Raw genomic sequence first — 25,725 nt, 5'->3', positions numbered from 1 at the left:
GGATTAGCGGGTGGGTTGCGTGTTATCAGCAATGGTACGCAGAATGGACTCTTCTACGGCATCGAATGGTTTGCCGCGCCGGGCAAAAGCCTCACGGGCCACCTGTATTGCCTTGTCGATGCGATAGGTTGTAAAGCCGTCGGCAGTGCCTCCCCATGAGAACGAAGGGATGAATTTTGGTTGGAAACCACCGCCGAAGACGTTCGTGCTGACGCCCACGACCGTACCTGTGTTGAACATGGTGCTGATGCCCACCCGCGAAAAATCACCCAGCAGCAGTCCACAAAACATACGCCCCGTATCTTCGAGCTGACCCGTGGCGTAGGCGTGGAGTTTGACGTTGCTGTAATCGTTTTTCAGGTTCGAGTTATTGACGTTAGCGCCGAGGTTGCACCACTCACCAATAACCGCGTTGCCCAGAAACCCGTCGTGGCCTTTGTTGCTGTAACCGAAGAAAACCGCGTTGTTTACCTCACCGCCTACTTTGCAGAATGGGCCGACAGTGGTGTTGGGCCGCATCTTCCCCCCCAGATTAACCGCCGATTCCTCCCCCAGCGAAAACGGACCGATAATGATAGCGCCTTCGCTGACGGTTGCGTTCCGACCAATGTAGATGGGACCCGCTTCAGCGTTCAGGATGGCGGCTTTCACCGTCGCGCCCTCTTCCAGAAAGACGTTCTCCGGGACGTAGCAATGCGTAAACGGATCGGTGATCGGCTGCGACTGCCGTCCGGCGGTGATTCGGGCGAAGTCAGCGCGAAGCTGCTCGCCGTTTGCCGCAAAGATGTCCCAGACGTGCCGGATAATCGTGAGCGGCTCGCTAAAGAAATCAAACTGGAACGTAGCGTCGGTCGACGCGGGCGCATCGGTCAGCGCACTTGCCGTACGTAGCGCCAAGACCAGACCGTCCGGTGTTGTTAATCCTTGTTCAGGTGCCAGCTCAGCAATAGCCTGCTGGAGCGCGGGCGTTGGACAAACGGCGCCGTTGATGTATAGATTGTCGGTCGTGGAAACCGCCGGAAACTTGGTTTGTAGATAAGATACCGTCAGAAACGACAGCGTAACGTCGAACACGTCGGCCCATTTTTCGGCCAGCGTCTGAATCCCCACGCGAATACCAGCCACCGGGCGGGTAAACGTAAAGGGAAGCAGTGCCGTGCGCAGGTTCGGGTCGTCGAATAAAATCAGATTGGGCATTTGCTCATAGATGAAAGACGAAAGATAAAAGTGACACAAGAGGAAAGGCAAAAGACGCAAGATAATAGACAGGAAATGTCAGGTTCTTCTTAGCGTCAGTCTTTCATCTCATATCTTACCTCTTTCATCTCGCTATCTAAACCGCAAATATCCGACCTTAAATCGGAAAAGCAGCCTCCAAACCGGGCTCTGTAACGAACGTAGCATTTTCTTAACATTGGGGCTTACTTTTGCCGAAACCTTTACCCGTGCTCCTGACGACAGACGCCCTCATTGACCGTATTAGCCGGTTGCAGCAGCCTGATGGTTTGTTTGCATCATACCGGAGCAACGCGGCTCTGTTTTACCGGCGTCCCGATACCAACATCTTTTTTACGGTCATAACGGTCTTTACGTTGCAGCGTCTGCGCGATTCTGTTTCGCCAGCCGCCCAGCAGCAGATCGACCTCATTGCTGAACGGGCCGAGCGGGCCTATGAGCGATTCCAGAACAAGGACGGACTGAAAACCTACAATTTCTGGCCAACGCGCCCGTCGCAGCACTTCTCCAACGGCTACCTGTTTCGCCATTTCGAACACTTCCGGATTCCGGACGATATTGACGATACGGCCATGGTGTACCTGACTACGGAGACGACATCGACTGAGCGTCTGTGGCTAAAGGAAAAGTTAAGTCAGCACACGAACGGAAGCCAGCCCCCCCGCCTGATCCAAAATACGTATTCCGACTACCAACAGTTACGGGCCTATTCAACCTGGTTCGGTAAAAACATGCCCGTCGATTTTGACGCCTGCGCGCTGAGCAACCTGCTCTACTGGGTGTATCAGGATAACCTGCCCCGCAACCAGCACGATACTGATGCGCTGACGTATCTACGATCGATTGTCGAGACGGGTCGCTACGTAACGGAGCCGTTTCAATGTGCTCCCCACTACGCCCGGACCTCGCTGATTATTTATCACCTGGCGCGGCTGCTGTCGGCGTTTTCGATTCCGGAATTAGAAGTTACTCGACCTCGGCTCGTCGCCGATTCGTATGAGCAACTGAATCGTGCTACAAACCAACTCGAACGGGTACTATTAACAACGGCGCTGCACTGGCTGGGTGAACGACCGTTCCTCGTTGATCTGGACAATATCGAACAGGCATTCGATACGTTTCATTTCTTTATCGCGGGTATGCTGACCGCCTACGAACAGCCCTGGTTACGTCGATTTGCCGACCGGCCCTGGGTGCAGATGCGCTGGCAGTGCGAAGCCCACAACTGGGCGTTGGTGACCGAGTACTTGGTGTTAGTAACGGGATCCGTCAAAAAAGAATAGACAAGATTGACAGCATGTTAAAAAAATATTGGACAGGATTACAGGATTTTCAGGCGTCTATAAATCCTGTAATCCTGTCCAATATTTTTTTACAAACTCATGTTGCTATCTATGAAAATCGTCTAACCGGTGATATATCGCCCGGTGTTGGAACAGGGCAATATGGCCGGGCTTACCATGTCCTCCAGTTTTTCTTCTGATCCTAGTAGAATCCCTATGCGCTGGCTGATAGGATCTGCTTGGTATGTTGCCGGAAAGGTCCTAGAAGGTCAGGAGAATCTAAGTGGACGACCGGTTCGCTAGTACTGGTATGAATGGAAAATGGACTAATAGCTCATTTATTGGCAGAAGGCTACTCCTGAACTGTTGCTATTCAAGCGACCTATGTTGGCTTTAGCACCTATCGTTTTCTTTTGCCTGTTGGTTAGTACTTATGTCTTAGAACGTGTTTGGGAATTATGTTTGGTTGGCTAATTCGATTCGTTGTAACATGATCTGAATATTAGCTAAATACAGCCAACTTACCGAAGAAGATACGGTGTACTCATAATCTTTGACGATCCGCCGGAAGAACGGGGTCGCCCGAGCGATTCGTCCAGGCAATGCTCCGTTCCACGACCCAACGCTTAGCTATGGGGACAAAACCTCGAGTTGATTCGGGGCGGGATGCCTTCTCAAAATCGATACTCCAGTCGGACAAAGATTGGGCAAAGACACCATTATACGCCTGATCACCAAACACCTTTTCTAACCGCTCTCCGGCTCGCCATAACAGGGCGCCGATGAGCTTGCTACCCGCTGCCCCATCAGCTTGATTAGCAGAGTGGACCCCCGCCACCCATAGCCGCCCCTGGGTATCGACAATGAGCTGACGTTTACGGCCGCACGGGCGGCCCCGCATTAACACGTTTATGAGCATCTAGACCACGCTCTTCCCAAATCATAGGAGCTAGCTTTACTGACCGCCCGGCGGCCCGGTGAGAATCAATGCATACAACTGATGGTAAGCTTTCTTTGCCAACCCGTTGCCGATACAGTTGATTGAGTGCTGCGTTAATTTGTTCAAAGATTCCGTTGTGCTTCCAGCGGTCGAAATAATAGTAGACTGATTGCCAGGGAAGATCATCAAAGGGTAAATTCCGCCATTGTCCACCTGTTCGCAAAAGCCATAAAATGATGTTGACGATCCGTCTTAGATCATGTTTTCGTTTGCGTTGAAGGGCGAAAAAAGGCGAAATTGCGTCCCACTGAGCGTCGGTGAGCGGTTTCCACTGTTTAGTCATTGCTGTATGTCTTGCCGGGCCGCCGGGCGGTCGACACAAAGATGACACGACGCTCAGCTCTTCTCAATTCCCAAACACATTCTTATAAACCAGATTTCAGCTTCTTAGTATGACTTTATATCAGTTGGGTGAAAGGGAAAATGGCTTGCTTCTGCAAATCAATAATGCAGCCGGACTGATCGAAGAAAAATTGAAAAAGTTGGAAGAAGAGGGGGTATTTGAGGCATATAAACAAGTGCATAGCCAGTATGCTGCTCTTGCTCAGGAAAACAGCGAAGCCCTGAAGAGGGGTTTGTTTCTCCAATGGTATGCCCTAGTAGAGCCTCCCTTCCTGAGTGGCATTAATGATATTGACCCGCAAGCAGAGACGCGACTTATAGATACTCTGGATGATAAAATTAGCCAAGATGAAGTTGAACCTGAACTCTACGCTATGGTGAGTTATTATGCCGATTGGGAGTTTGTATTTGACCGCTTTGCGGGCTGCGATAATCTTCAGCGGTTGATCAGCGGCCGATTAAGCTACAATCGTATTATTCATCAACTAAAACAAAGTAACCTGACTACCAGAGGTCAAATGGGAATCTATTGGCAGTCAATTATTTCTCTTGTTGGAAAGTAGTTTTATGAAAATGTGATTAATTGTTCATATTTACTGTAAATAAGATCCAACATTAAATACATCAAAGCTTAAATTGTTGACAGGTATCGTGGTAATTTTCTGTCTAGGACTATTCTTTGACAGGTCTGCTGTTTTTTTGATGACTTTGTATAGGTAGAAATCTCCTCGTATGTTCCGAAAATATAATTCGTATTCATAATGATAACGATTGCCGTATTCAAATGAATAACAAAATCCATTGGGTAATTTCTTTATAAAGTTGGTGGCGTATCCGCTTCTTGATTCAGTAGATAGTAACGATTTTTTATTTGTCCGGCAGTAGCTGCCATAGTTGATTACCAAAAACCTATCATCCCTTGATTCGTTGATTGCCTCGTAAATAACGTATCGCTTATTGTTGATTTCTATCGATAAAGATTTTTCTGGAGAATACTTATCTGGATCCGGGCAGTCATCATTACTCTGAGGAAAGAATATGACGTTAAGCCCCAGTGCCAACAATATATTTGTAAGCAAAAGCTGCCATGTATGAATGTTCATAATACCAGGTCTAATCAAACGTTACGTCAGGCTAAAGCGGATAACTCCAATCTTTAATACGTCTTGGCCATGTCGTCGGGGATAGCTAGGATAAAGTCGGCGAGCTGCTTGTTGTCGGCTTTCGGTTTCTCAATATCCGGTAGTTCGACGGTAGAGATGGTCACGATTTTCAGGTCTGGTCGCTGCTTGCGCAGATACCAGACGATGCCTTCGAAGTTTTTGGAGTGATAATCGCCGTTGAGGTGCAGCAGCGTCTGACCGGGCTTCAGGTTCTGCAAAATAAAGTGCGCCATGGTCGCGTCCTTAATGGCCTGCGCTCGGGCAAAATTGGCCGATATATCCGCGTTTCCGACGTGTGGGTTCTTGCTGTCGCCTGAACCATGCCCGCCCATCATATCAAGCATGCCTTTATAACCCGGCAGCGTCAGATCGACCGTAATGGGCAACGGAGCTATCTGTTGCTTGGCCTCGGCAGATAACGTATCCAGCGCTGTTAATCCCTTACGGGCCACCAAACTGGCATATTTACGGGGCACGTTGGTCGCCACGAACGGAACCTTGTTCTCCCTGGCTAGGTCGACAATAGGTTTGTAATCGGTATTGAAATTCGGCCAGAGCCGGGCCTGGGCCGCAAATTCCTTGTCGGTCGTACGGCCATCTACGTAATCCGTCAGCGCCTGCTGGTTATCGGCTTCAAACATTTCGGCCCCCAGCACCAGCGCCCCTTTTTTCTCCTGTTGCAGACTTTTGGTTAATTGCAGCTCCAGCCAGTGGCACAGAGCGTTGTTATGCAGTTCGCCGAACAGCACCACGTCGGCGCTGGCAGCCTGCTGGGCCAGTTTATTGTACGTAGTGGTTTTCAGATTGGCCGTGTAAAGCTGGTAGGCTGGTTTGTCGGGTTGAAACGCAAAACCGACAAGGCAAAGCAGAAAGAGGACTGCGCGCATGGTGGAAAGTCGAGTATGTACCGCTGTAACCAATCCGGTTCAGCATTAGTTACCTGTTTGAGTTAAGCTGCTGAAATTACGGTATGACGCTGTTAGAAACCTTACGTCAGTTTTCATTTTTTGCGTTCGTGCCCGATGAGCACCTGCGCTGGTTACTGGACCGGGCGCAGGAAGAGCGCTATCCAGCTAATCATGTTTTGAATAACCCCGGTGAACCGGTCGATTATTTGACGCTGATTCTGGAAGGTGTTATCGTAATCGATACCGGGCATCCGGGGCACGACGATGATCTGATTACGTACGGCCCTTATTCGGTGATGGGCGTGCTGCCTTTTTCGCGGATGAAAGAAATGAACAACCGCGTCATTGTAGAAGAGCCTGCTTACGTAGTACGCATGCACCGCGATCACTTCCGGGAGATGACGCAGACCTGTTACGAGCTGACGGAAGCGCTGGTGCAGCAGATGACCAGCCGCGTGCGCGAAATTACCCGGCAAACGCAGCTGGAGGATAAAATGGCCTCGCTGGGGCGACTGTCGGCGGGGCTGGCCCATGAACTGAACAATCCCGTTGCTGCCGTGGCCCGTTCTGCCGAAACGTTACGGGATTACCGATGCGTAGCGCCGGACGTATTCAAGGCGCTGATGCGGCTGAATCTGAACGATACACAGGTAGACGCCATCAGCGATCTGTTTCATCAGAAAATCAATCAGACCGACCGAAAGCCCTTGTCGATGATGGAACGGAGCAGTCTGGAAGATGATTTGCTGGACTGGCTCGACGAGCATGGGATGAACGATGACGAATCCGGTGCGTCTATGGACATTGTCGGGCCGCTAACCGAATATGGATTCACCGTTGATGAACTCGATACGTTGCTGGAGCAGATTGGCGAAGAAAACCTGCCTGGGGCTATGCGCTGGCTGGTGGACAACCTCATGACCGAGCGCCTGGTGAACGACATCGGCCAGGCGTCGGAACGGATTGCTACGCTTGTTACGTCGATCAAGAACTACACCCACATGGACCGGAGTTCGGGGCGGGATTCGTTTCAGCTGGCCGACGGTATTCATAGTACGCTGACATTGCTTGGGCACAAGCTCAAAAGTAAACACATTCAGCTGACCGTCGATATGCCGAACGATCTACCCACCGTCTGCGGTCGGCAGGGCGAACTCAACCAGGTGTGGACCAACCTGATCGATAACGCCATTGACGCTATGGCCGATGGAGGAACGCTCACCATCAGCAGCGAAGTCGAGCGGCATAGTGATGGCGAGGAATTTCTGCTGACGAAAATAACTGACAACGGCAGCGGTATCCCCGAGTCGATTCGGGATAAGCTGTTTGAACCATTCTTTACGACCAAGGAAATTGGCAAAGGAACCGGTCTGGGGCTCGATATCGTGCGGGGCATTGTGAAACAGCACAACGGATCCATTAAATTCGAATCAAAGCCGGGCCGGACGGAGTTCTGCGTGTGCCTGCCAACCAACTAGCCCTTTATGAAACTCCCGATTATTTTTGCCATTGACGATGATCCGCAGGTGTTACAGGCTATTCAGCACGACCTGCGTCAGCACTACCGAAAGCACTACCGGATCTTATGCACCGAATCGGCGCAGGAAGCGCTGGACGCGTTGCCGGATCTGGTCCGGAAGAAAGAACAGGTTGCTTTGTTTCTATCCGATCAGCGCATGCCGGGTATGACGGGCGTTGATTTTCTGTCCAGGGCCCGAAAGCTGTTTCCCAACGCCAAGCGGGCGCTGCTGACAGCCTACTCCGACACGGAAGCCGCCATTCGCGCGATCAACGAGGTGCAACTGGATTACTACATCGGTAAGCCCTGGAATCCACCCGAAGAAAAGCTATATCCCGTACTCGACGACCTCTTGAGTGACTGGCAGTCGACGTATCGTCCCGGCTTCGATGGCCTACAGCTCGTTGGCTATCAGTTTTCGCCCCAGTCGCATGAGTTGAAAGATTTTCTGGCGGGAAATCTGTTCCCGTATCAGTGGCTTGACATCGAAAGTGATCCCCGAGCGGAGGAGCTGCTGTCTCAGAATGAACTCAGTCAGGCAGATCTGCCCGTCGTTTCCTTTGCCGATGGTACGGTGCTGGCGCAGCCGAGTCTAAGTGACCTGGGTACTAAGCTGGGCCTGCAGCCGAAGGCTAAAGCCGAACTGTATGACCTGGCCATTGTTGGGGCTGGTCCTGCCGGTCTGGCGGCAGCGGTGTATGGTGGGTCAGAAGGGCTGAAAACCATTCTGATCGACAAACGAGCACCGGGCGGGCAGGCCGGAACCAGTTCCCGAATTGAAAATTACCTGGGGTTTCCAAACGGCCTGAGCGGAGCCGACCTGACGCGCCGGGCTATTTCGCAGGCAACACGTTTCGGAGTCGAATTTCTGGCTCCGCAGGAAGTTGTTTCCATTACGTCCAGTGGGCAGTACAAGACGGTCAGTATGGCCGATGGTAGTCAACTGGTCACGCGGGCAGTTATTCTAAGTACGGGTGTGTCGTACCGGCAGCTGGAGAACGAAAGTCTGCAGAAATTTACCGGAGCGGGCGTGTATTACGGGGCCGCTACGACCGAAGCCTATGCTTTCAAAGATAAGCCGGTCTATGTCGTTGGGGGCGGTAACTCGGCGGGGCAGGGGGCTATGTACCTGTCGCGGGTGGCTTCCGAAGTATTTATCTGTGTTCACCGGCGCGGCCTGAGCGAAACTATGTCGCAGTACCTGATTGACCAGATCGACCGGACGCCCAACATCAAAGTGCTGGGCTGCACGGAAGTGATTGAAGGCAAAGGTCACGATCACCTGGAAGAACTGGTGTTGAAAGACCTGGATACCGATACCGAACGGACCGTGTCAGCGGGGGGACTGTTTATTTTCATTGGTGCCAAACCGCTGACCGACTGGATCGAGATGGACATCATCAAAGATCCCAAAGGGTTTATTGCTACCGGCCGGGATCTGGCCCGATACGCCGATTTCAAGAAAGTCTGGCGGTATGATCGGGAGCCTCATCTGCTTGAAACATGCAGCATTGGGGTATTTGCCGCGGGTGATGTTCGCGCCGGAGCGATGAACCGGGTGGCGTCGGCGGTGGGCGAGGGGGCTATGGCCGTCAGCTTTGTCCACAAGTACCTGGCTGAAACCTAACAGGCTTACTCCGGATGATCGACAGTACCTTAACCATGTTCTAAAACTTACTGCTATGGCCTGTTCTCACCTGACTGATCTGACGGCGGTTCAACTGCCCGAGCTACCCGCCGTCTGCGAAGAATGCGTCCAGATGGACGGCGTCTGGGTCCACCTGCGTACCTGCCAGACCTGTGGCGTTACGCTCTGCTGCGACTCGTCGCCGAACCAGCACGCGACGAAGCATTTTCATAAGACGCAGCACCCGGTTGTTGCCTCCGCCGAACCACATGAACGCTGGCTCTGGTGCTACGTTGATGAAGAAATGGCCCGGTATTAGTACTCGATCTACTTTGGTGTATATCCGCAACTTATTCGGCTGGAACTGGTTATAGAGAGAACCCTCACTTCTGGACTCTCATCATTCAATCGTGATCGCTGAACAAACTTTAACTGACCAGTACCTGCGGGTGCGCGCCCATTCGGAAGCGATCTGCCGGGGACTGGAAACGGAAGACTACGTCGTGCAGCCCGTTGCGGACGTAAGTCCCCCAAAATGGCACATTGGTCATACCACCTGGTTCTGGGAAACCTTCCTGCTGACACCGAATCTACCCGGTTATAAACCCTTTCACGAGGACTTTAGCTACGTTTTCAATAGCTATTACGAAACCGTGGGCAAGCGCGTACTGCGTACCGATCGGGGGAATCTAAGCCGTCCGACGGTAGCTGGCGTTTATCAGTACCGGGCTTACGTTGACGGGTACATGCAGCAGTTTCTGGAAACGGTGGAACTGACTGATACGTTACACACCCTCATCGAACTGGGACTGAACCACGAGCAGCAGCACCAGGAACTCCTTATTACCGATATCAAATATATTCTGGGCAACAACCCGTTGCTGCCGGCCATCGACATGCCCGTGCAGGAAAATCCTCCACTAGTGTCAGGTCCGTCGGTAACGCTGCGCGAGGGTATTTACACCATAGGCTACCAGGGAAAAGGGTTTTGCTTCGACAACGAGCTGGGACCGCATAAGGTGTATCTGAACGAAACAACAATCTCGGGCGGGCTGGTAACCAACGCGGAATACCTGGCCTTCGTGGAAGCCGGTGGTTACCGGAATTTCCGCTACTGGCTGGCCGATGGCTGGGCGTGGGTGAACACCAACCAGATTCAGGCCCCCTTATACTGGCATAAAATCGAGAGCCTGTGGTATACATACACCTTCGATGGCCTGCAACGGCTGGACCCCGACGCGCCCGTTACGCACGTCAGCCAGTATGAGGCCGATGCGTACGCCCGCTGGAAACAGCAGCGACTCCCCACCGAGTTTGAATGGGAAGCGGCCACGCAGGCTGATAACGCCTTTGCGTGGGGCACGCGATGGGAGTGGACTAATTCGGCCTACCTGCCTTATCCCGGCTTTACAACCGCCGAGGGGGCCGTGGGCGAATACAATGGAAAATTTATGAGTGGACAGATTGTACTACGGGGCGCGTCGATCGCCACGCCCGATGGTCATGCCCGGCCAACGTACCGCAATTTCTTTCAACCTGACAAACGATGGCAGTATACGGGAATACGTTTAGCGGATCAGTAAATATCGATCCTCTGGGTAGTGCAACCCAGGTTAGTGCACCCCAGGTTGATGCACCCCAGGTTAGTGAGCTTACAACCAATCAGGAGCAACAAGCCGATATAGATCCGGCGCTGGCCGAAGAAGTACGTACCGGCCTGCGGCAAACACCAAAACGCCTGTCGTCACGGTTCTTCTACGATGCCGAGGGCAGCCGGATTTTCCAGGCGATTATGCATGCGCCGGAGTACTACCTGACCCGGTCGGAGTACGAAATTCTGGAGACGCAGAAAGCGGAACTGCTACGGCTGTTTCAGCCCGATGGTCGGCCATTTGAACTGGTGGAACTGGGGGCGGGCGATGGCCTGAAAACCAAAGTGCTGCTGTCCTATTTCGTCGAGCGGGGCGTATCGTTTACGTACGCGCCGGTGGATATATCGGCCGACGCATTGGACGGTCTAACGGCCGATATTCGGCGGCAGTGGCCCGATATTCGGCTTAACCCCCGGCATGACGATTATTTCAACGCACTGGAACAACTCTCGGCCGAGTCCGACGCCCGGCGGGTGGTACTGTTTCTTGGGTCGAACATCGGTAATTTCGCGCCTGACGAAGCCGTCGATTTCTACCAGCAGATCAGCGACCGGCTTCGCCCCGGCGACCTGGTTCTGACGGGTTTCGATCTGCGGAAGCATCCGGCCGTTATCCATGCGGCCTACAACGATCGTCAGGGCCTGACACGGGCGTTTAATCTGAATCTGCTGCGTCGCCTGAACCGGGATCTTGACGCCCGTTTCGATCTGGCTTCGTTTGATCATTACGAAACCTACAATCCGGAAACCGGTGAGGCCCGGAGTTATCTGGTCAGTCAGAAAACGCAGACCGTCCGGATCAACGCCCTCGATATGGACGTAGCATTCGACTACGGCGAGATCATTCACACGGAGATTTCCCGGAAGTTCACCCCGGCCGACATTAACGGACTGGCTGGCCTGACCGGTTTCTCGGTAACGGGCTGGCTGACGGATTGTAAAGGCTACTTTGCTGACGTAGTATTTGAGCGATAGTTACGTTAAGCATTCTACAAAAAAGACCGGGTATTCCCGGTTTTTTTGTGGCTAAAAAACAGATGCCGTTACGGTAATGATGAAGATAAGCAAGTTGTTAAGTATCGGAAAATAGTTACAGAACGTTGGTAATTCGCTGAATTTCATTAGCTTGCCTTCGCTTTCCCGCTACGACTATGAATCAGTTTTCGCCCCTGTGGCTGGTTGATGACGAGCCCGATAGTCACCTGATTATGGGACTTGCGTTACGTTCTGCTAATCCGGCTATTGTCCCCACTTTCTTAAAAGACGGCGACGAGTTTCTTCATTCGCTGCGGCAGACTCCCCGCTTGCCAAAGGTCGTGCTGCTGGACCTGTATATGCGTCGGCTGGATGGCTTTCGGGTGCTTCGGAGGTTACGCAATCAGTCGACCTACCAAGACATCCCCGTGGTTATACTGACCGCATCGCACGATGAGCGGGACCGGGAAAAAGCCATGCTTCTGGGCGCAACCGATTACCGGATAAAACCGGTTAGTCTGGAAACAACCAAAGGGTTACTGAACTGGGTAACAACCCGGTGGCTGCAACAGTAGAAAGTAATCAGACTCCTGCCAGGTAATCGGTCAGGGTTTTCCACTGAATTTTCTGATAAAAAAGCCAGCCCATTTCGGCAATCGCCGTGTTGATCAGCGCGTGTTCACCGGCCTGCCCGCCTTCGTTGTTGATTCGCTCATTCCGGCCAATTTCACTGGCTATTATTGAAGTGCCCTGTTTTTCTACGCGGAACGTACTGCTGGACTCCTTCCGAAAAAAGTGTCTGGTTTCGGTGTGCTGGTTTCCCGGCTCCTGAGAAGGGTGCACCGTAAATTCGGCCAGACTGGCAGCGGAAACTACCGATTGTACATGGACCCAGCTTTTGGGTACCGGACCCGGCAGCGACACTTTTATGTAGTCGCCAGTCTCCACAAAACCGCCTGGCTTGGGATGCCCATTGGCATCATGCAAAACAAAATCAGAGGTGAATGCCGAAATGGACGACCAGCTGTTAACATCAAAAAGACGCTGAACCGCCTGGCCGAAGAGTTGGTGGGCCGTTGTCTCGTCAGGAAGTACCCGCTGACTGGAGTAAGTTTTGTGCTTAACCTCCTCACCCTGTAATACCTTGATCTCGTGGCGAAGCTGACTGAGTACGTTGGTTCGTTTCATGGCTGTCGGATGGGCAAAATGAATCGGTCCCGTTGGCTGGTTAACATACTACGTCTGATTGTGTTCCCACAAAAGAGCTAGTGTTCTGTTTTGGTCTTTAGGCGCATTGGATAGATCAGAAAAGCGGAATTTGTATGATTATGGTACTATTTTATCTTTAAGTAGTCATCTGCACTCGTTATTCGGTAAATTAGTATCCTAATTCCGTTTACGATGCCCAACTCCGATTCCCTTTTTGCTACAAACGACCAGCTTCTCTGGCAGCAATTTCGGAAAGGAGATACAGTGGCGCTGGGGCAGCTATCCAAAAAATATTACCGTTCCCTGTTCAATTACGCCACTCGTTTTACCAGGGATACGATGCTGATTGAAGATTGTATCCAGGACATGTTTCTGAAGCTATGGGAACGTCGCGGTTTTGTGGGCGATACCCAGTCCGTCAAGTTTTATCTCCTTAAAACGCTACGTCATCAACTGATCAAACACCATCAGCATCAATTGCCGGAGGACGCCTGGGACGAAAGCAACGAGCAGGCCGACGAAGAAACCATCGAAAGCCAGCTCATCAGCCAGGAAAACTGGTCCTCGACTACCCAACAACTCAACAATCGACTGTCGGCCCTGCCCAAACGACAGCGGGAAGCCCTGTATTTGCGCTACTACGAAAACCTGTCCTACGAGCAGATTGCACAAACCATGAACATCAATGCGCAGTCGGTGGCTAACCTGTTACAGAACTCACTCCGGCGACTGCGGGATCTCTGGACGTACGTGCTGTGGCTGTTTTTACTGCAGTTCTGAGGAATTGGACTGGGCTTACAAATTTTTTAACAAATAATGAGTACATCCGGACCGAAAACGGATAATCTAGAATAGAAGGCTAGTTGGTGCCACTTTTCGATGATAGAGTATCAGTTTTTTGAGGTCAATGATTTTCTGGAAGATGAAGCGTTCCGGCAATGGGTGTTTCATCCCCAACCGGCCGATGTGCACTTCTGGCAGACGTGGCTGGACAATCATCCCGGCAAGCAGGCAACTGTGGCGCAGGCCCGGCAACTGCTACTCAATATTCGCGGGGAGCAACTCCCGTTGACGGATGCGCACATCGACGATAAAGTGGCTCAACTGCTGGTGGCTCTCCGGCAGCAGGAAGCAACTGCCCGCCCGCAGCCAACCCTTATTCGTTCGCTCCGACAACGCTGGTACTATGCAGCAGCCGCTGTAGTACTGCTGGGCGTTGGCCTGATTGGGTATTATCAGTTTCGGGCGCAACCGTCTATCTATATACGTCAGGTAGCGCGGGCGACGACCCCGCTCCAGGAAGTGATCAACGACAACGACCGGCCGGAAAGCGTTACGTTGCCCGATGGCAGCGTCGTTACGCTCTATAAGAACAGCCGACTCAGCTATCCGCGTGCGTTTGCGGGTAACCAGCGTGACGTATATCTGACGGGGGAGGCTTTCTTTCAGGTAGAAAAAGATCCGACAAAACCGTTTCTGGTGTACGCGAACGAACTGGTGACCCGGGTGCTGGGAACCAGCTTTGCCGTGAAAGCATACGATCAGGACAAGCACGTATCAGTTTCGGTAAAAACAGGGAAAGTATCGGTGTTTACGCAGGAGACGGCCCAGCAGAAGGCCAGCGCTACCAGCCACGAACTGGCGGGGCTGATTCTGCTGCCGAACCAGCAGGCTACTTTGGAACGTACCGATAAGCGACTAACCAAATCGCTGGTAGCCCAGCCGCAGCCCGTCGACGTTCCTGTGGCTAATCAGGAAGTACGGTTCCGGAATACGCCCGTAACCGAAGTATTTGCCCGGCTGGAAAAAGATTATGGAGTCGACATTGTTTTCGACGAAACCCTACTGACCAACTGCACCTTAACGGCTACCCTGAGCAACGAACCCCTCTTCAAAAAACTGGAGTGGATCTGCGCCGGTACCGAATCCAGCTACACAGTCATTGACGGTCAGATTCTGATTACCGGTAAGGGCTGTAATTAAGTCAATTCTCAACGTCAAAACCCGAGCTGCCCCCATGAAGAAAAACAACTAATTACCTACTTCCATAGACAAAAAAAGTCGCCGGTGCTGCAACACCGACGACCTGGTATTACCCCGCCGATGTCGCCAAACAATCGTCCTCTGAAAAAGAGGAGCGCGGGATTTCTTTTGCCCATTCTCAGGAACCGACAAAAAGCTCCAAAAAATATGAAAAACCATCGACAATTGCGTGAGCAAGTCTTTAGAGTCATGCAAATTAGTCTTTTCCAACTCGTTCTGGCTATTGCACTGGCGGGCGTTTCCTTCGCCCACAGCAGTAACGGTCAGGCCCTGCTGGACCGCCGGGTGACGGTCACCAGCGAGAACCAGCCCATCAGCACAGTGCTCGATCAGATCGAACGGGAAGCCAGTGTGCATTTTCTGTACAGCCCCCAGCTGGTGCAGGCCAGCCGCCGGGTAACGTACCGGTCTACGAATCAGAAGCTGGCGGTAGTGCTGGCTCAGTTGCTGAAACCGCTGCAACTCGATTATGAAGTAAAAGATCAGCAGATTATTCTGAAACGGCAGGTCGCCCGCTCGACATCCATGCTGATGCCGGAGACGGATGAACCCGCAGTTGCGACTGTTAATCCTGTTGACCAGACCATTACCGGTAAAGTAACGACCAACACCGGCGAAACGCTGCCCGGTGCCAACGTCGTAATAAAGGGTACGACCCGCGGTACGTCGACGGACGCGAACGGAAATTTTACGCTAAGCGTACCCGATGGCAACGTCGTCCTGGTGGTTAGTTCGGTGGGGTTCCTGCCGAAAGAAGTCGCCGTGAACGGGCAGACGACAATAAACGTCAGCCTGGAATCGGACGTGCAGGCGTTGAGCGAAGTGGTCGTCGTGGGCTACGGTACCCAGCGCCGGCAGGAGCTGACTACGGCCGTAACCTCGGTCAGTAGTAAAGCCATCGAACGGCAGCCGGTAGCCGGTTTTGACCAGGCTCTGCAAGGTCAGGCCGCCGGGGTTCAGGTAACCTCGCCAACGGGCGCGCCCGGTGCCGGGATCAACGTCCGGATTCGCGGGAACAACTCGATCAGCCTGACCAACTCGCCCCTGTACGTCATCGACGGGGTGCCTGTACTGCCAACCTACGACCGCGAGCTGTCAATTGGAAACCAGCGGCCCAATCCCCTGAACACGCTTAACCCGAACGACATCGAAAGTATCGACGTACTGAAAGACGGTGCGGCCGCGGCTATCTACGGCCTTCGGGCGTCTAATGGGGTTGTGGTGATCACGACCAAGCGCGGTAAGACCGGAAAGGCACAGGTAAGTTTCAGCGCGTACTACGGTGTGCAGCAATTGCGCAAGAAAATCCCGATGCTGAATTCGCAGCAGTTTGCCCAGTACTACAACGACGCGCAGACGGCGGCTGGTAATGCCCCTGCTTTCACGGATATCAACGCGCTGACGACCAATACGGACTGGCAGGATGCCGTGTACCGCTCAGCCGCTATCCGCAACTACCAGATCAGCCTGAGCGGAGGAACCGAGCGGACGAAGTACTACGTATCGGGTGCCTATTTCAAGCAGGATGGGATTGCCTTGAACTCAGGGTTCGACCGGTATAACTTCAAACTGAACCTGGATCAGCAGATGGGCAATCGCTTCCGGGTAGGAACAAGCCTGAACCTGAGTAAGACGAGTAACAACGGTAGCGTACGTAGTGAGTTGGGACCGGGTAACTCCGGCACCGTACTGGGTGCGCTGGCGCAGATCCCAACCATCCCCATCCGGAACGCCAGCGGTACATACAGCATCAACCCCTTTCAGCAGTTCGATAATCCGGTGGGTAACCTGCTGGAAACCCGCAACCGGGCCAACATCTACCAGGCCATCGGTAACGTCTACGGCGAACTGGATATCCTGAAAAATCTGACGTTCCGTAGTTCGCTGGGCCTGGATTTCCGGTCGCAGATCGAGAACGAGTTTATCACCCGCGATTATCCGGGTACGCAGAACGCCAACCCGGCTAACCGGGGCAGCGCCCGTACGGGTACGAACCAGCAGGTGATCTGGCTGTGGGAAAACACGCTGACTTACAACCCCGAACTGGGCGATAAGCATAACCTGACGCTGCTGGCTGGTCAGTCGGTGCAGGAGTCGGATCGGTTTACGTCGGGCGCGTCGGTGTCGGGCTTCCCGTCGAACGCTGTGCCGTATCTGTCGGCCGGTACGTTGTTTTCGGCACCGTTCAGCTACCAGGACCAGTGGGGCCTGATGAGCTACTTTACGCGGGCCATTTACAATTACGATGAGCGCTACCTGGCTACGCTGAGTTTGCGGGCTGATGGATCGAGCCGCTTTGCACCAGGTAACCGGTTCGGGTATTTCCCGGCTCTGTCGCTGGGCTGGCGGATGGCGCGTGAGTCGTTCTTCCCGAAAGATGCGGCCCTGTCTGACCTGAAACTGCGGGCCAGCGTGGGGGCCAACGGCAACCAGGAGATCGGAGCCTACGACCGGTTCAGTACGTATTCGTCGGGCCGGAACTACTTCAATGGCACCAGCGTCGTGGGTGGTATTGCCCCCGACCGGATTGGAAACAATGCCCTGAGCTGGGAAACGACGGTGCAGTACAACGCGGGTGTTGATCTGGGCTTCTTCAAAGATCGGCTGACGCTGACACTCGATGCGTATTTAAAACAAACAACCGGCCTGCTGACCAACGTACCACTGCCGCTGAATGCCGGGGCGCAAAGTCCGCAGATCACGCAGAACGTGGGCGATGTGCAGAACAAAGGTATCGAACTGGGTATCAACAGTACCAACATCCAGAGCGAGGGCAATGGCTTCAACTGGTCAACCAACTTCAACTTCACGCTAAACCGGAACAAGGTGGTAAACATCGGTACGTTGCGGAATGACCAGGGCGAGGAAGTGGACCGGGTAATCATCGGCGACTATACCGTGACGCAGAAAGGAGCCCCGCTGGGCGCGTTCTACGGCTACGTCATGCAGGGTATCTTCCAGTCGACGGGTGAGATTGCCGAAGCGGCTACCCAGCCTGGCCAACCCAAACCTGGCGACATTCGCTTTGCCGATCTGAACGGTGATGGTGTGATCGATGCCAACGACCGGACGATCATTGGCAACCCAAACCCAAAATTCATCGCGGCCATCACGAATAACCTGACCTACAAAGGCTTTGAGTTGAGCGTATTCTTCCAGGGTAGCTTCGGCAACGACATCTACAACCAGAACCGCACGGTAATCGAAGGTATGTCGGACCCGCTCAACCAGACCACGGCCGTGCTGAATCGCTGGACGCCGACCAACACAAACACGAACATACCCCGCGCTGTTCGGTACGACCCCAACCAGAATAACCGCTTCTCAACCCGCTTCATCGAAGACGGTACCTACGTGCGGCTAAAAAACCTGACGCTGGCCTATAACCTGCCGAGTGCGTTCCTGCAACGGATTAAAGTAGGCAGCGTACGGGCGTACGTAACGGCGCAGAACCTGCTGACCTTCACCAAGTACAGTGGCTACGACCCGGAGGTAAGCGCTGATCCGTTTTCTTCGGTTGGCTTCGGCCGGGACTTTGGTGTGTATCCACAGGCCAAGACCTACACCGCCGGTATCAACGTTACTTTCTAATCGATACGACCCATGAAACGAATAGCCATTCTTTTTTCTTCCTTATTGCTGCTGGCGGGTTGCGATGTTCTGGATAAGCAGCCGCTGCCGAGCATTACGCCGGAAAACTTTTTCACCAACGCCGACGATGCCGAAGCGGCCATTACGGCTGCCTACGACGCGATGCAGGTGGCGGGGTATTACGGGCAGGATGCCAACGTAATTGGTGAAATGCCGTCGGATAACTGTACCAGCACGAACGGCGACGTAAACGCGATGGAGCGGATTATCTGGACTCCGCAGACCGGCCAGGTGAACAACTACTTCCAGAATCTGTACATCAGCATCAACCGGGCCAACGCCGTGCTGAAATACGTACCGGCCATCACAATGGACACCGCCCGCCGGAACCAGATTGTGGGCGAAGCCTACTTTCTGCGGGGGCTTCACTATTTCAACCTGGTTCGTTTGTACGGGGGTGTCCCGCTTCGGCTGGAGCCCACGGAGTCGGGAGAAAGCAGTATCGTCACGCTGGCCCGTTCGACGCCTGAGCAGATTTATACGCAGATCACCGCCGATTTACAGCAGGCTGAACGCCTGACGGCTGCCGACCTGGGCGGGCAGGCGCAGAACCGGGCACGGGCGATCAAAACTACCGTGAACGCCCTGCAGGCGCGGGTTTTCCTGACTCAGCAGCGCTGGGCCGATGCTGCCACGGCTGCCAGCAAAGTGCTGAGCAGCAGTCTGTATCAACTGTCGCCAACGTTCAAAGGGTTGTATCCACCGGACAACAATCCGGAATCGATCTTCGAGATTCAGTACTCGGGGAATGCCGATGGTGGGTTTGTGCTGCCCGATCTGGTGCTGCCATCGCCCCCGGCTACCTACTCGTACCCGAAATTCAACATCCCCACGACTGAACTGATCGAGCGCTACGCCGATACCTTGACCGACCTGCGGTATAAGTTTACCGGGCAGGTGACGTCGGCCGGCCGGGATCATGCGAGCTACGTCAAAGCGACCTCGATGAACGTGAACGACAACGGGTATTTCGTCTACAAATGGACCAGTAACCCCAACGCCTTCAATAGTCCGGATAACTACTACGTGCTGCGGCTGGCCGATGTGTACCTGATGTACGCCGAAGCCATAAACGAGCAGAGCGGCCCTACTCAGCAGGCGCTGAACCGCCTGAATACTGTCCGGACACGGGCGGGCCTGCCGGCGCTGACATTGGCTGATCTGACGACTCAGCAGGCGTTCCGTAACGAAGTAGATCGGCAACGGCGGCTGGAACTGGCGTTTGAGGGCGAGCGCTGGTTTGACCTGATCCGCTACGCCCGGCATGCTCAGACAGGGACGGGCGTAAGCCATGCCGTTACGGCGCTGGATATCATTCAGCAGCAACGGGGCACGCGCGATGCCAACTACCTGTTGTTCCCGATTCCGCAGAACGAGATCAATAATAACCCACTGCTACAGCAGAATCCAGGGTATTAATCGAAAATTGTACGCACGAATAACTAAAGACAGCCACAAACTGTCTTTAGTCGTTTTAACAGAGAAGAGACGTAAGAAAAAAGCCATAAGACACAAGACGTAGGATGCGCTGCATAGCTGGTCCCTTGCCTATTGCTTCTTGTGTCTCATGGCTTTCTTCTTACATCCCCTTTACTTATTCCCATGACTCTATCAATCAACCAATACGCGGCTATCGGTGCTATAACGTTGCTGACCGCCAGCGTGAGTTTTGGCCAGAAAGCAAACCAAGTGGACTACTGGCTCACCGACCCCGGACATAACGTCCTGTTTGTGCAGCAGAAACCACTGCCGTTCACTACGGCCAGCGCCCAGCAACCAACCATTACCATTGACGCGGGGAAAACCTACCAGCCCATCGACGGTTTTGGGTACACCCTGACGGGCGGTAGTGCCATGCTCATTCATCAGATGGAAGCCGGAGCTCGCAGGCAATTGCTGAATGAGTTGTTCGCTACGTCGGGAAAAAGCATTGGTGTTAGCTACCTGCGGATCAGCATCGGCGCGTCAGATCTGGATGCGGAGGTATTTTCGTACGATGATCTGCCAGTTGGGGAAACGGACCCCGAGCTGGCTAAATTCAGTCTGAAGCCCGATCAGGAACACCTGATTCCAGTGCTGAAAGAGATTCTGGCCATCAACCCGAAACTGAAAATCCTGGGTTCGCCCTGGTCACCGCCAACCTGGATGAAAACCAACGGCAACTCGAAAGGAGGGAGCCTGAAGCCGGATTTTTACGGTACGTACGCGCAGTATTTTGTGAAATACATTCAGGGAATGGCCAGGGAAGGGATTCCGCTCGATGCCATTACGATCCAGAACGAACCGCTGCATCCCGGCAATAACCCCAGCCTGCTGATGCTGGCCGCCGATCAGGCCAAATTCATCAAGGACAACCTGGGGCCTGCGTTCAAAGCCGCTAAGATCAAAACCAAAATCTGGCTGTATGACCACAACGCCGACCATCCCGAATACGCTACGTCTATTCTGGACGATCCGGCCGCTAAACAATACGTAGACGGCTCGGCCTTTCACCTCTACGCGGGACCCATCGAAGCCCTAAGCAAAGTTCACGACGCGCATCCCGACAAGAACGTGTACTTTACCGAGCAGTGGATTGGCGCACCGGGGAATATGAAAACCGACCTGAACTGGCATGTAAAAACGCTGATGATCGGGGCCACCCGCAACTGGAGCCGGACGGTGCTGGAATGGAACCTGGCTGCCGACCCGAACCAGAAGCCGCACACCCCCGGCGGTTGCGACCGATGTCTGGGGGCCATTACGATTGATGGTAATAACGTGACACGCAACCCGGCGTATTACAACGTAGCGGTTGCGTCAAAATTCGTGCGGCCAGGCTCGGTGCGGATTGAATCGAACACCAGCGAGACGCTGCCAAACGTGGCCTTCAAAACCCCCAACGGTCGTATTGCGCTGCTGGTGCTGAACAACAGCGAGGCTGCGCAGTCGTTTACGGTGCAACAGGGAAAACAAACCGTAGCCATGACGCTGCCTGCCGGAGCGGTTGGTACGTATGTGTGGTAACGGAAGGCAGTAGAATCGCACCATTTTTTCTTTCTAAAAGAACGCAATGCGACAATTGCCCTATCTTTGATCGTTATTTAGACGCGTTTATTAATCCGCTTAGTTTTCAATGAAAAACGTCCCGCTTTCACTGGCCTGCTGCGTAGGTGCTCTCTCGCTGCTATTGGCTCAGTCGGCTACGGCCCAGACCCAACCCAGTAAACAAACGCCTGAATCGACCGAAATCTGGGAGCCAGTCCCACCGGTTGTCACACCGGGTAACCCATCAGCCAACGCTACGGGGAATACGCCCCCATCGGATGCTGTGATTCTGTTTGATGGCAAAAACACCGATCAGTGGGTAGCCATCAGAGGATACTCGCCCGAAAACTGGGAAAATAAAAACGAAGGTCCCCTGAAATGGCCGGTAACGGATGGGGTGATGTATTCGACCAAAGGTTTCTCGGCCCGGTCGAAACAGGAATTCAATGATTTTCAGCTTCACCTGGAATTCAAAACCCCGGAAAAAGTAGAAGGCAACAGTCAGGGACGCGGTAACAGTGGCGTATTCCTGCAGGGGCGCTATGAGCTGCAGGTACTGGACAACTACAATAACCCAACGTACGTCGACGGTATGGTCGGCTCAATCTACAAGCAGGCCATTCCGCTGGCGAACCCAAGCCGCAAACCCGGTGAGTGGCAGACCTACGACGTAATCTATCAGGCACCTAAATTTAACAAAGCCGGTATGATGACGGAATACGCTTACGTTACGGTGCTGCTGAACGGCATTGTGGTACAAAACCACGCGGCTATTCGTGGTACGACCGAGTACATTGGTTACCCTAAAGTACAGCCCCACGGCGCGGGTCCAATCCTGCTGCAGGATCACGGTAACCCCGTTGGTTTCCGGAACATCTGGGTGCGTCCGTTGTAAGGCATAGCATGTCTACCAACAAAAATCCCCTGGCCATGCGGTCAGGGGATTTTTGTTGGTAGACATCGGGTAAAACAGAGGTATGACCAGCCGGTTAACGTGCCCTGTCCGGTACCCGCAGAAGACGCTTCGCCAAGAATTTGCGCACCGGTTCATCGTACCATTTCAGGCAGAGATAAGCCAGGAGTATAGAACCGATAACAAGTGCTGCTGCGCCGGGAAAGGACTGCCCGAAGGTGAGGTTTTTGTTTTTAACCCAGGCATAATACAGGTAGATAAAGGGGTAGTGGACCATGTATAGCGGGTACGAAATATCTCCTAAAAACTTGCATACCCGAACGGTTAGCTGGTCTGTTGTCTTTCCCGAGGCTCCGAGGTAAACAAGCAGGGGAAAGATAACTACAGAACAGACCGTATCGTAGACTCCGTTCATCCAAAGCTGCTCACTGCCGCCAAGGCGCGGTATGGCCGACAGCACAACAATCGCCAGACTACCGATCCAGAACGCCCCGTTTACCGCAAGGGGTTTGAACACACGGGATAACAACAAACCGGCCGGAAACGAGAACAGCATACGCAACGACCCGCCGATTATGTTTTCTTCGGTCAGCGAGAACCCGACGCATATATCGCCATATGGCCCCCCTATAGCGAATACGGCCAAGCCTAGTCCGGCTAATGCAACCAGACCCGAAAGTGCACTGGTCGAAAGCTTGCGGATAAAAAAGGCGTAGAGGATATTACCGATGTATTCAAAAAACAACGACCAGCTCGGGCCATTCAGCGGGTACATTTCGCCCACGCCCCGAATTTCAACACCGGGCGTCGCCGGAATCAGGCAGGCATTTATCAAGGTGGCTACCAGGAGCATCGTTACCGATACCTTTGATACGTCCCAGGCCGCGCAGCCCTGAAAATAGAACATAATCGCGCCGATAACTGCCCCCATGACAACCATCGGATGCAGGCGGATAAATCGGCGCTTAAGGAATTCCTGTACGGTCATCGTTTGCCAGCGGTCGTCATAGGCATACCCGACAACAAACCCGGACAGGATAAAGAAAAAATCAACGGCCAGGTAGCCGTGATTGATTCGTTGGTCTATATGACTGGTAGCGAAAGCTTCAAACAAGTGAAAACAGACGACCGTTATTGCCGCTACTCCGCGTAACCCATCGAGGATATTGTAATGCGGTTTTGTGTCCGCAAAGGCAGCCGCCGAGGTGTTGTTTTTTGGCATAGGTATCAGGAACGTATTGGAAAATCGAGACAACCTGAGCGTCGTGTTTGCTACATCGACCGCCCGGTGACCCGGCAAGTTAGCCAGCAACGGTTAAACGTGGAAGCCATGGAGCAAGACGGCGACATACAATGTCGGAGGCAAGCGGGTTGGGGGCTAATCATAGTACTGACCAGCTAACTGGCGTTTATCTGGAATGCCTGTTGTAACGGCCTGAAGAACGACTTGGGCAATTAGTCCTAAAAATCGATAGACTATTACTGTAATTGTCTGACAATCAAATTTTTATATTTTCCTTGCAAATAAAAAAAACGGCATTCAACTTTGCCCGTCAACGAAGCCGAGTGCTACAGATTCAATAGGGCTACACCCATGAAAAACAGACAGCAACAACTCTATATTCAGCTCGCATTCAGTCCATCGTCTCAACAAAGACTGATGCAGCGAATGTGGGTGGGCGTGGGAGACTGTTGAGGCTGTCTATACCAGTCGTCGAGCGTTTCGCTCCTTACCGACTATTCCTAATCCCAGTTCCTGACTAATGCCATAGCACACGAGAATACCTTCAATAGACTATATAATCAATAGAATAAGTAAATAACATAATTTCTGCATCAGCGTGTCGATTACATCAACCAACAAACGCATCATGTACTCAATTAAACAATCGTCGGGCAATGACTTGACTCGTTTGCCCGATAATGCGCCCATTACGTATCACGTGGCCGGATTTGACCGGATTCAGTTCGTGAGCGATATCATTCAGGCGGTAACGCTCGACGGTAGCAAACCCATTCTGGACCTTCATTTCGAATGCGATGGCATTCGGGCGGGCGGCCGAATAACAGTTCGATCGGCTAATCAGTATCAAACATCAACCCTATATGAGCGACTACGCTCGGTGCAGGGTGTCGTCAAGGTTGAACAAGTCAGGCCTGTATAGCAGTATGCGAAAACATATATGCATAGAACGGCACTCTAGTATGCGCCACCTGTGTGGCTGTTTGGTAACGTTCTGTTAATCAAATAGTCATGAAGTTTGGGCAATAGTATACTTTGTACAAATCAACCAAAGCTATGAAATCACTGAGCAAACCCATGGCAACGTTATTAGCCCTGCTACCGCTGCTGGCCTTCGCGATCGATACGCCCTACGAAGAAACGATCCGGGCGTGGCAGAAGAAACGAATCGAAAGCCTGAAAAGCGAAGATGGCTGGCTGAATCTGGCCGGGCTGTTCTGGCTCAAAGAAGGCATAAATACGCTGGGCAGCAGCGACAAAAATAGTATCGTTTTCCCTGCCAACCATAGCAAAGCATCCCTCGGAAAGCTGGTGCTGAAAAATGGAACGGTCACCTTCGAAGCAGCTCCCGATGCTGGGGTGTCGGTGGCGGGGCAGTCCGTTACGAAGCAGGCGGTTTTTCCCGCTACGAAACCAGTGGTGCTGGAACACCAGTCGCTACGTTGGTTCGTGATCAAACGGGGCGACAAATACGCGGTTCGGCTGCGCGATCTGGAAAGCCCCGAGGTGAAATCATTCGCGGGTATACCAACGTTCCCGGTCCAGGAAAACTGGCGCGTTAAAGCGAAATTTATCCCGACAACCGGTGAAAAAATCGCCATTATCGACGTTACCGGACGGGTGTCGCAGGAAGAATCACCCGGCAGACTGGTGTTTACGGTGGACGGTAAAGAGCAGATCCTGATTCCTACGGGCGACAAAGAACATTTGTTTGTGGTCTTTGCCGATGAAACGACCCGGCACGAGACTTACGGGGGCGGCCGCTTCCTGGACCTCGACGGCCCTAATGCCGATGGGTACGTAGACCTGGATTTCAACAAAGCTTACAATCCACCCTGTGCATTTACACCCTATGCTACCTGCCCAACGCCCCCGAAAGAAAACCGGCTGACGGTAGCTATTCGGGCGGGGGAGCAGTACAAAGGCGATCATTAG

Annotated in this window: 23 protein-coding genes; 16 read left to right on the top strand and 7 right to left on the bottom strand. The window is 53.0% G+C overall.

The genetic code is table 11. The annotated features are described in order from the left end of the window. Window positions 1-3 precede the first annotated feature (3 nt). Window positions 4-1,197, bottom strand: coding sequence for a putative sugar nucleotidyl transferase (locus tag HU175_RS00645; protein WP_176564749.1), 1,194 nt, complete (start codon window positions 1,195-1,197; stop codon window positions 4-6). Window positions 1,198-1,427: 230 nt separating this feature from the next. On the opposite strand from HU175_RS00645, the gene HU175_RS00640 reads away from it, so the two are divergent. Next, a complete protein-coding gene (locus HU175_RS00640) occupies window positions 1,428-2,519 on the top strand; it encodes a hypothetical protein (RefSeq protein WP_228724274.1) in 1,092 nt (363 codons plus the stop codon). 544 nt (window positions 2,520-3,063) lie between these two features. Here HU175_RS00640 and HU175_RS24730 read toward each other — a convergent pair. Both HU175_RS24730 and HU175_RS24725 read right to left on the bottom strand, forming a co-directional pair. After that, entirely contained in the window at window positions 3,064-3,420 is a 357-nt protein-coding gene (locus tag HU175_RS24730) for a hypothetical protein (protein WP_228724273.1), read from the bottom strand. Further along, window positions 3,395-3,802, bottom strand: a complete 408-nt coding sequence (locus HU175_RS24725) for a transposase (protein WP_228724272.1) — start codon at window positions 3,800-3,802, stop codon at window positions 3,395-3,397. The genes HU175_RS24730 and HU175_RS24725 overlap by 26 nt, the downstream gene beginning before the upstream one ends. 109 nt (window positions 3,803-3,911) lie before the next feature. Between HU175_RS24725 and HU175_RS00630 the strand changes: the two genes are divergently transcribed. Beyond that, complete coding sequence (locus HU175_RS00630) at window positions 3,912-4,424, top strand: hypothetical protein (protein ID WP_176564748.1); 513 nt, start codon at window positions 3,912-3,914, stop codon at window positions 4,422-4,424. Between the two features lie 30 nt (window positions 4,425-4,454). Here HU175_RS00630 and HU175_RS00625 read toward each other — a convergent pair whose 3' ends face one another. Further along, entirely contained in the window at window positions 4,455-4,964 is a 510-nt protein-coding gene (locus tag HU175_RS00625; RefSeq protein ID WP_176564747.1) for a hypothetical protein, read from the bottom strand. A 53-nt stretch (window positions 4,965-5,017) separates the two neighbouring features. After that, on the bottom strand, window positions 5,018-5,911 hold the full coding sequence (locus tag HU175_RS00620; protein WP_176564746.1) for a ChaN family lipoprotein: 894 nt from the start codon (window positions 5,909-5,911) through the stop codon (window positions 5,018-5,020). 83 nt (window positions 5,912-5,994) lie between these two features. Here HU175_RS00620 and HU175_RS00615 point away from each other — a divergent pair, with 83 nt between their 5' ends. From HU175_RS00615 to HU175_RS00590, 6 genes are all read left to right on the top strand, one after another. Then, entirely contained in the window at window positions 5,995-7,410 is a 1,416-nt protein-coding gene (locus HU175_RS00615) for an ATP-binding protein (protein ID WP_176564745.1), read from the top strand. Window positions 7,411-7,416: 6 nt separating this feature from the next. Continuing rightward, a complete protein-coding gene (locus tag HU175_RS00610) occupies window positions 7,417-9,078 on the top strand; it encodes an FAD-dependent oxidoreductase (protein WP_176564744.1) in 1,662 nt (553 codons plus the stop codon). A 55-nt stretch (window positions 9,079-9,133) separates the two neighbouring features. Further along, window positions 9,134-9,397 (top strand): UBP-type zinc finger domain-containing protein, encoded by a 264-nt coding sequence (locus HU175_RS00605; protein WP_176564743.1) that lies wholly within the window; start codon window positions 9,134-9,136, stop codon window positions 9,395-9,397. A 91-nt stretch (window positions 9,398-9,488) separates the two neighbouring features. After that, window positions 9,489-10,661 carry an ergothioneine biosynthesis protein EgtB gene (gene egtB / locus HU175_RS00600; protein WP_176564742.1) on the top strand — a complete coding sequence of 391 codons (1,173 nt, stop codon included), beginning with the start codon at window positions 9,489-9,491 and terminating at the stop codon, window positions 10,659-10,661. Next, window positions 10,625-11,704, top strand: a complete 1,080-nt coding sequence (gene egtD / locus HU175_RS00595) for an L-histidine N(alpha)-methyltransferase (RefSeq protein ID WP_176564741.1) — start codon at window positions 10,625-10,627, stop codon at window positions 11,702-11,704. Before egtB ends, egtD begins: the two co-directional genes overlap by 37 nt. A gap of 176 nt (window positions 11,705-11,880) precedes the next feature. After that, on the top strand, window positions 11,881-12,279 hold the full coding sequence (locus HU175_RS00590) for a response regulator (protein ID WP_176564740.1): 399 nt from the start codon (window positions 11,881-11,883) through the stop codon (window positions 12,277-12,279). Window positions 12,280-12,286: 7 nt separating this feature from the next. Here HU175_RS00590 and HU175_RS00585 read toward each other — a convergent pair whose 3' ends face one another. Continuing rightward, the gene (locus tag HU175_RS00585; protein WP_176564739.1) at window positions 12,287-12,892 is read right to left on the bottom strand and encodes a hypothetical protein; all 606 of its coding nucleotides are present in this window, start codon (window positions 12,890-12,892) and stop codon (window positions 12,287-12,289) included. A 213-nt stretch (window positions 12,893-13,105) separates the two neighbouring features. On the opposite strand from HU175_RS00585, the gene HU175_RS00580 reads away from it, so the two are divergent. The 6 genes from HU175_RS00580 to HU175_RS00555 all read left to right on the top strand — a co-directional run bounded on the left by HU175_RS00580 (window position 13,106) and on the right by HU175_RS00555 (window position 22,529). After that, the gene (locus HU175_RS00580; RefSeq protein ID WP_176564738.1) at window positions 13,106-13,693 is read left to right on the top strand and encodes an RNA polymerase sigma factor; all 588 of its coding nucleotides are present in this window, start codon (window positions 13,106-13,108) and stop codon (window positions 13,691-13,693) included. Between the two features lie 99 nt (window positions 13,694-13,792). Beyond that, the gene (locus HU175_RS00575; protein WP_176564737.1) at window positions 13,793-14,896 is read left to right on the top strand and encodes a FecR family protein; all 1,104 of its coding nucleotides are present in this window, start codon (window positions 13,793-13,795) and stop codon (window positions 14,894-14,896) included. Between the two features lie 249 nt (window positions 14,897-15,145). Beyond that, entirely contained in the window at window positions 15,146-18,547 is a 3,402-nt protein-coding gene (locus HU175_RS00570) for a TonB-dependent receptor (protein WP_176564736.1), read from the top strand. Between the two features lie 12 nt (window positions 18,548-18,559). After that, window positions 18,560-20,026, top strand: a complete 1,467-nt coding sequence (locus HU175_RS00565) for a RagB/SusD family nutrient uptake outer membrane protein (RefSeq protein WP_176564735.1) — start codon at window positions 18,560-18,562, stop codon at window positions 20,024-20,026. Between the two features lie 183 nt (window positions 20,027-20,209). After that, window positions 20,210-21,613 (top strand): glycoside hydrolase family 30 protein, encoded by a 1,404-nt coding sequence (locus HU175_RS00560; RefSeq protein WP_176564734.1) that lies wholly within the window; start codon window positions 20,210-20,212, stop codon window positions 21,611-21,613. Between the two features lie 109 nt (window positions 21,614-21,722). Next, window positions 21,723-22,529, top strand: coding sequence for a DUF1080 domain-containing protein (locus HU175_RS00555; RefSeq protein ID WP_176564733.1), 807 nt, complete (start codon window positions 21,723-21,725; stop codon window positions 22,527-22,529). Window positions 22,530-22,623: 94 nt separating this feature from the next. On the opposite strand, the gene HU175_RS00550 is transcribed toward HU175_RS00555, so the two are convergent. Beyond that, complete coding sequence (locus tag HU175_RS00550; protein ID WP_176564732.1) at window positions 22,624-23,769, bottom strand: acyltransferase family protein; 1,146 nt, start codon at window positions 23,767-23,769, stop codon at window positions 22,624-22,626. A gap of 649 nt (window positions 23,770-24,418) precedes the next feature. Here HU175_RS00550 and HU175_RS00545 point away from each other — a divergent pair. Further along, window positions 24,419-24,712 carry a hypothetical protein gene (locus HU175_RS00545; protein WP_176564731.1) on the top strand — a complete coding sequence of 98 codons (294 nt, stop codon included), beginning with the start codon at window positions 24,419-24,421 and terminating at the stop codon, window positions 24,710-24,712. Window positions 24,713-24,846: 134 nt separating this feature from the next. Then, window positions 24,847-25,725 (top strand): DUF1684 domain-containing protein, encoded by an 879-nt coding sequence (locus HU175_RS00540; RefSeq protein WP_228724271.1) that lies wholly within the window; start codon window positions 24,847-24,849, stop codon window positions 25,723-25,725.

The sequence above is a fragment of the Spirosoma sp. KUDC1026 genome (genome assembly GCF_013375035.1).
Lineage (GTDB): Bacteria > Bacteroidota > Bacteroidia > Cytophagales > Spirosomataceae > Spirosoma.
Note: the sequence above shows the minus strand (reverse complement) of the source record. Positions and strands in the feature narration are given on the sequence as shown.

Coding starts and splice junctions, on each gene's coding strand:
- HU175_RS00645 (WP_176564749.1), bottom strand. CDS start 1,197: ATGCCCAATCTGATTTTATTCGACGACCCGAACCTGCGCACGGCACTG.
- HU175_RS24730 (WP_228724273.1), bottom strand. CDS start 3,420: ATGCGGGGCCGCCCGTGCGGCCGTAAACGTCAGCTCATTGTCGATACC.
- HU175_RS24725 (WP_228724272.1), bottom strand. CDS start 3,802: ATGACTAAACAGTGGAAACCGCTCACCGACGCTCAGTGGGACGCAATT.
- HU175_RS00630 (WP_176564748.1), top strand. CDS start 3,912: ATGACTTTATATCAGTTGGGTGAAAGGGAAAATGGCTTGCTTCTGCAA.
- HU175_RS00625 (WP_176564747.1), bottom strand. CDS start 4,964: ATGAACATTCATACATGGCAGCTTTTGCTTACAAATATATTGTTGGCA.
- HU175_RS00620 (WP_176564746.1), bottom strand. CDS start 5,911: ATGCGCGCAGTCCTCTTTCTGCTTTGCCTTGTCGGTTTTGCGTTTCAA.
- HU175_RS00615 (WP_176564745.1), top strand. CDS start 5,995: ATGACGCTGTTAGAAACCTTACGTCAGTTTTCATTTTTTGCGTTCGTG.
- HU175_RS00610 (WP_176564744.1), top strand. CDS start 7,417: ATGAAACTCCCGATTATTTTTGCCATTGACGATGATCCGCAGGTGTTA.
- HU175_RS00605 (WP_176564743.1), top strand. CDS start 9,134: ATGGCCTGTTCTCACCTGACTGATCTGACGGCGGTTCAACTGCCCGAG.
- egtD (WP_176564741.1), top strand. CDS start 10,625: ATGGCAGTATACGGGAATACGTTTAGCGGATCAGTAAATATCGATCCT.
- HU175_RS00590 (WP_176564740.1), top strand. CDS start 11,881: ATGAATCAGTTTTCGCCCCTGTGGCTGGTTGATGACGAGCCCGATAGT.
- HU175_RS00585 (WP_176564739.1), bottom strand. CDS start 12,892: ATGAAACGAACCAACGTACTCAGTCAGCTTCGCCACGAGATCAAGGTA.
- HU175_RS00580 (WP_176564738.1), top strand. CDS start 13,106: ATGCCCAACTCCGATTCCCTTTTTGCTACAAACGACCAGCTTCTCTGG.
- HU175_RS00575 (WP_176564737.1), top strand. CDS start 13,793: ATGATAGAGTATCAGTTTTTTGAGGTCAATGATTTTCTGGAAGATGAA.
- HU175_RS00570 (WP_176564736.1), top strand. CDS start 15,146: ATGCAAATTAGTCTTTTCCAACTCGTTCTGGCTATTGCACTGGCGGGC.
- HU175_RS00565 (WP_176564735.1), top strand. CDS start 18,560: ATGAAACGAATAGCCATTCTTTTTTCTTCCTTATTGCTGCTGGCGGGT.
- HU175_RS00560 (WP_176564734.1), top strand. CDS start 20,210: ATGACTCTATCAATCAACCAATACGCGGCTATCGGTGCTATAACGTTG.
- HU175_RS00555 (WP_176564733.1), top strand. CDS start 21,723: ATGAAAAACGTCCCGCTTTCACTGGCCTGCTGCGTAGGTGCTCTCTCG.
- HU175_RS00550 (WP_176564732.1), bottom strand. CDS start 23,769: ATGCCAAAAAACAACACCTCGGCGGCTGCCTTTGCGGACACAAAACCG.
- HU175_RS00545 (WP_176564731.1), top strand. CDS start 24,419: ATGTACTCAATTAAACAATCGTCGGGCAATGACTTGACTCGTTTGCCC.
- HU175_RS00540 (WP_228724271.1), top strand. CDS start 24,847: ATGAAATCACTGAGCAAACCCATGGCAACGTTATTAGCCCTGCTACCG.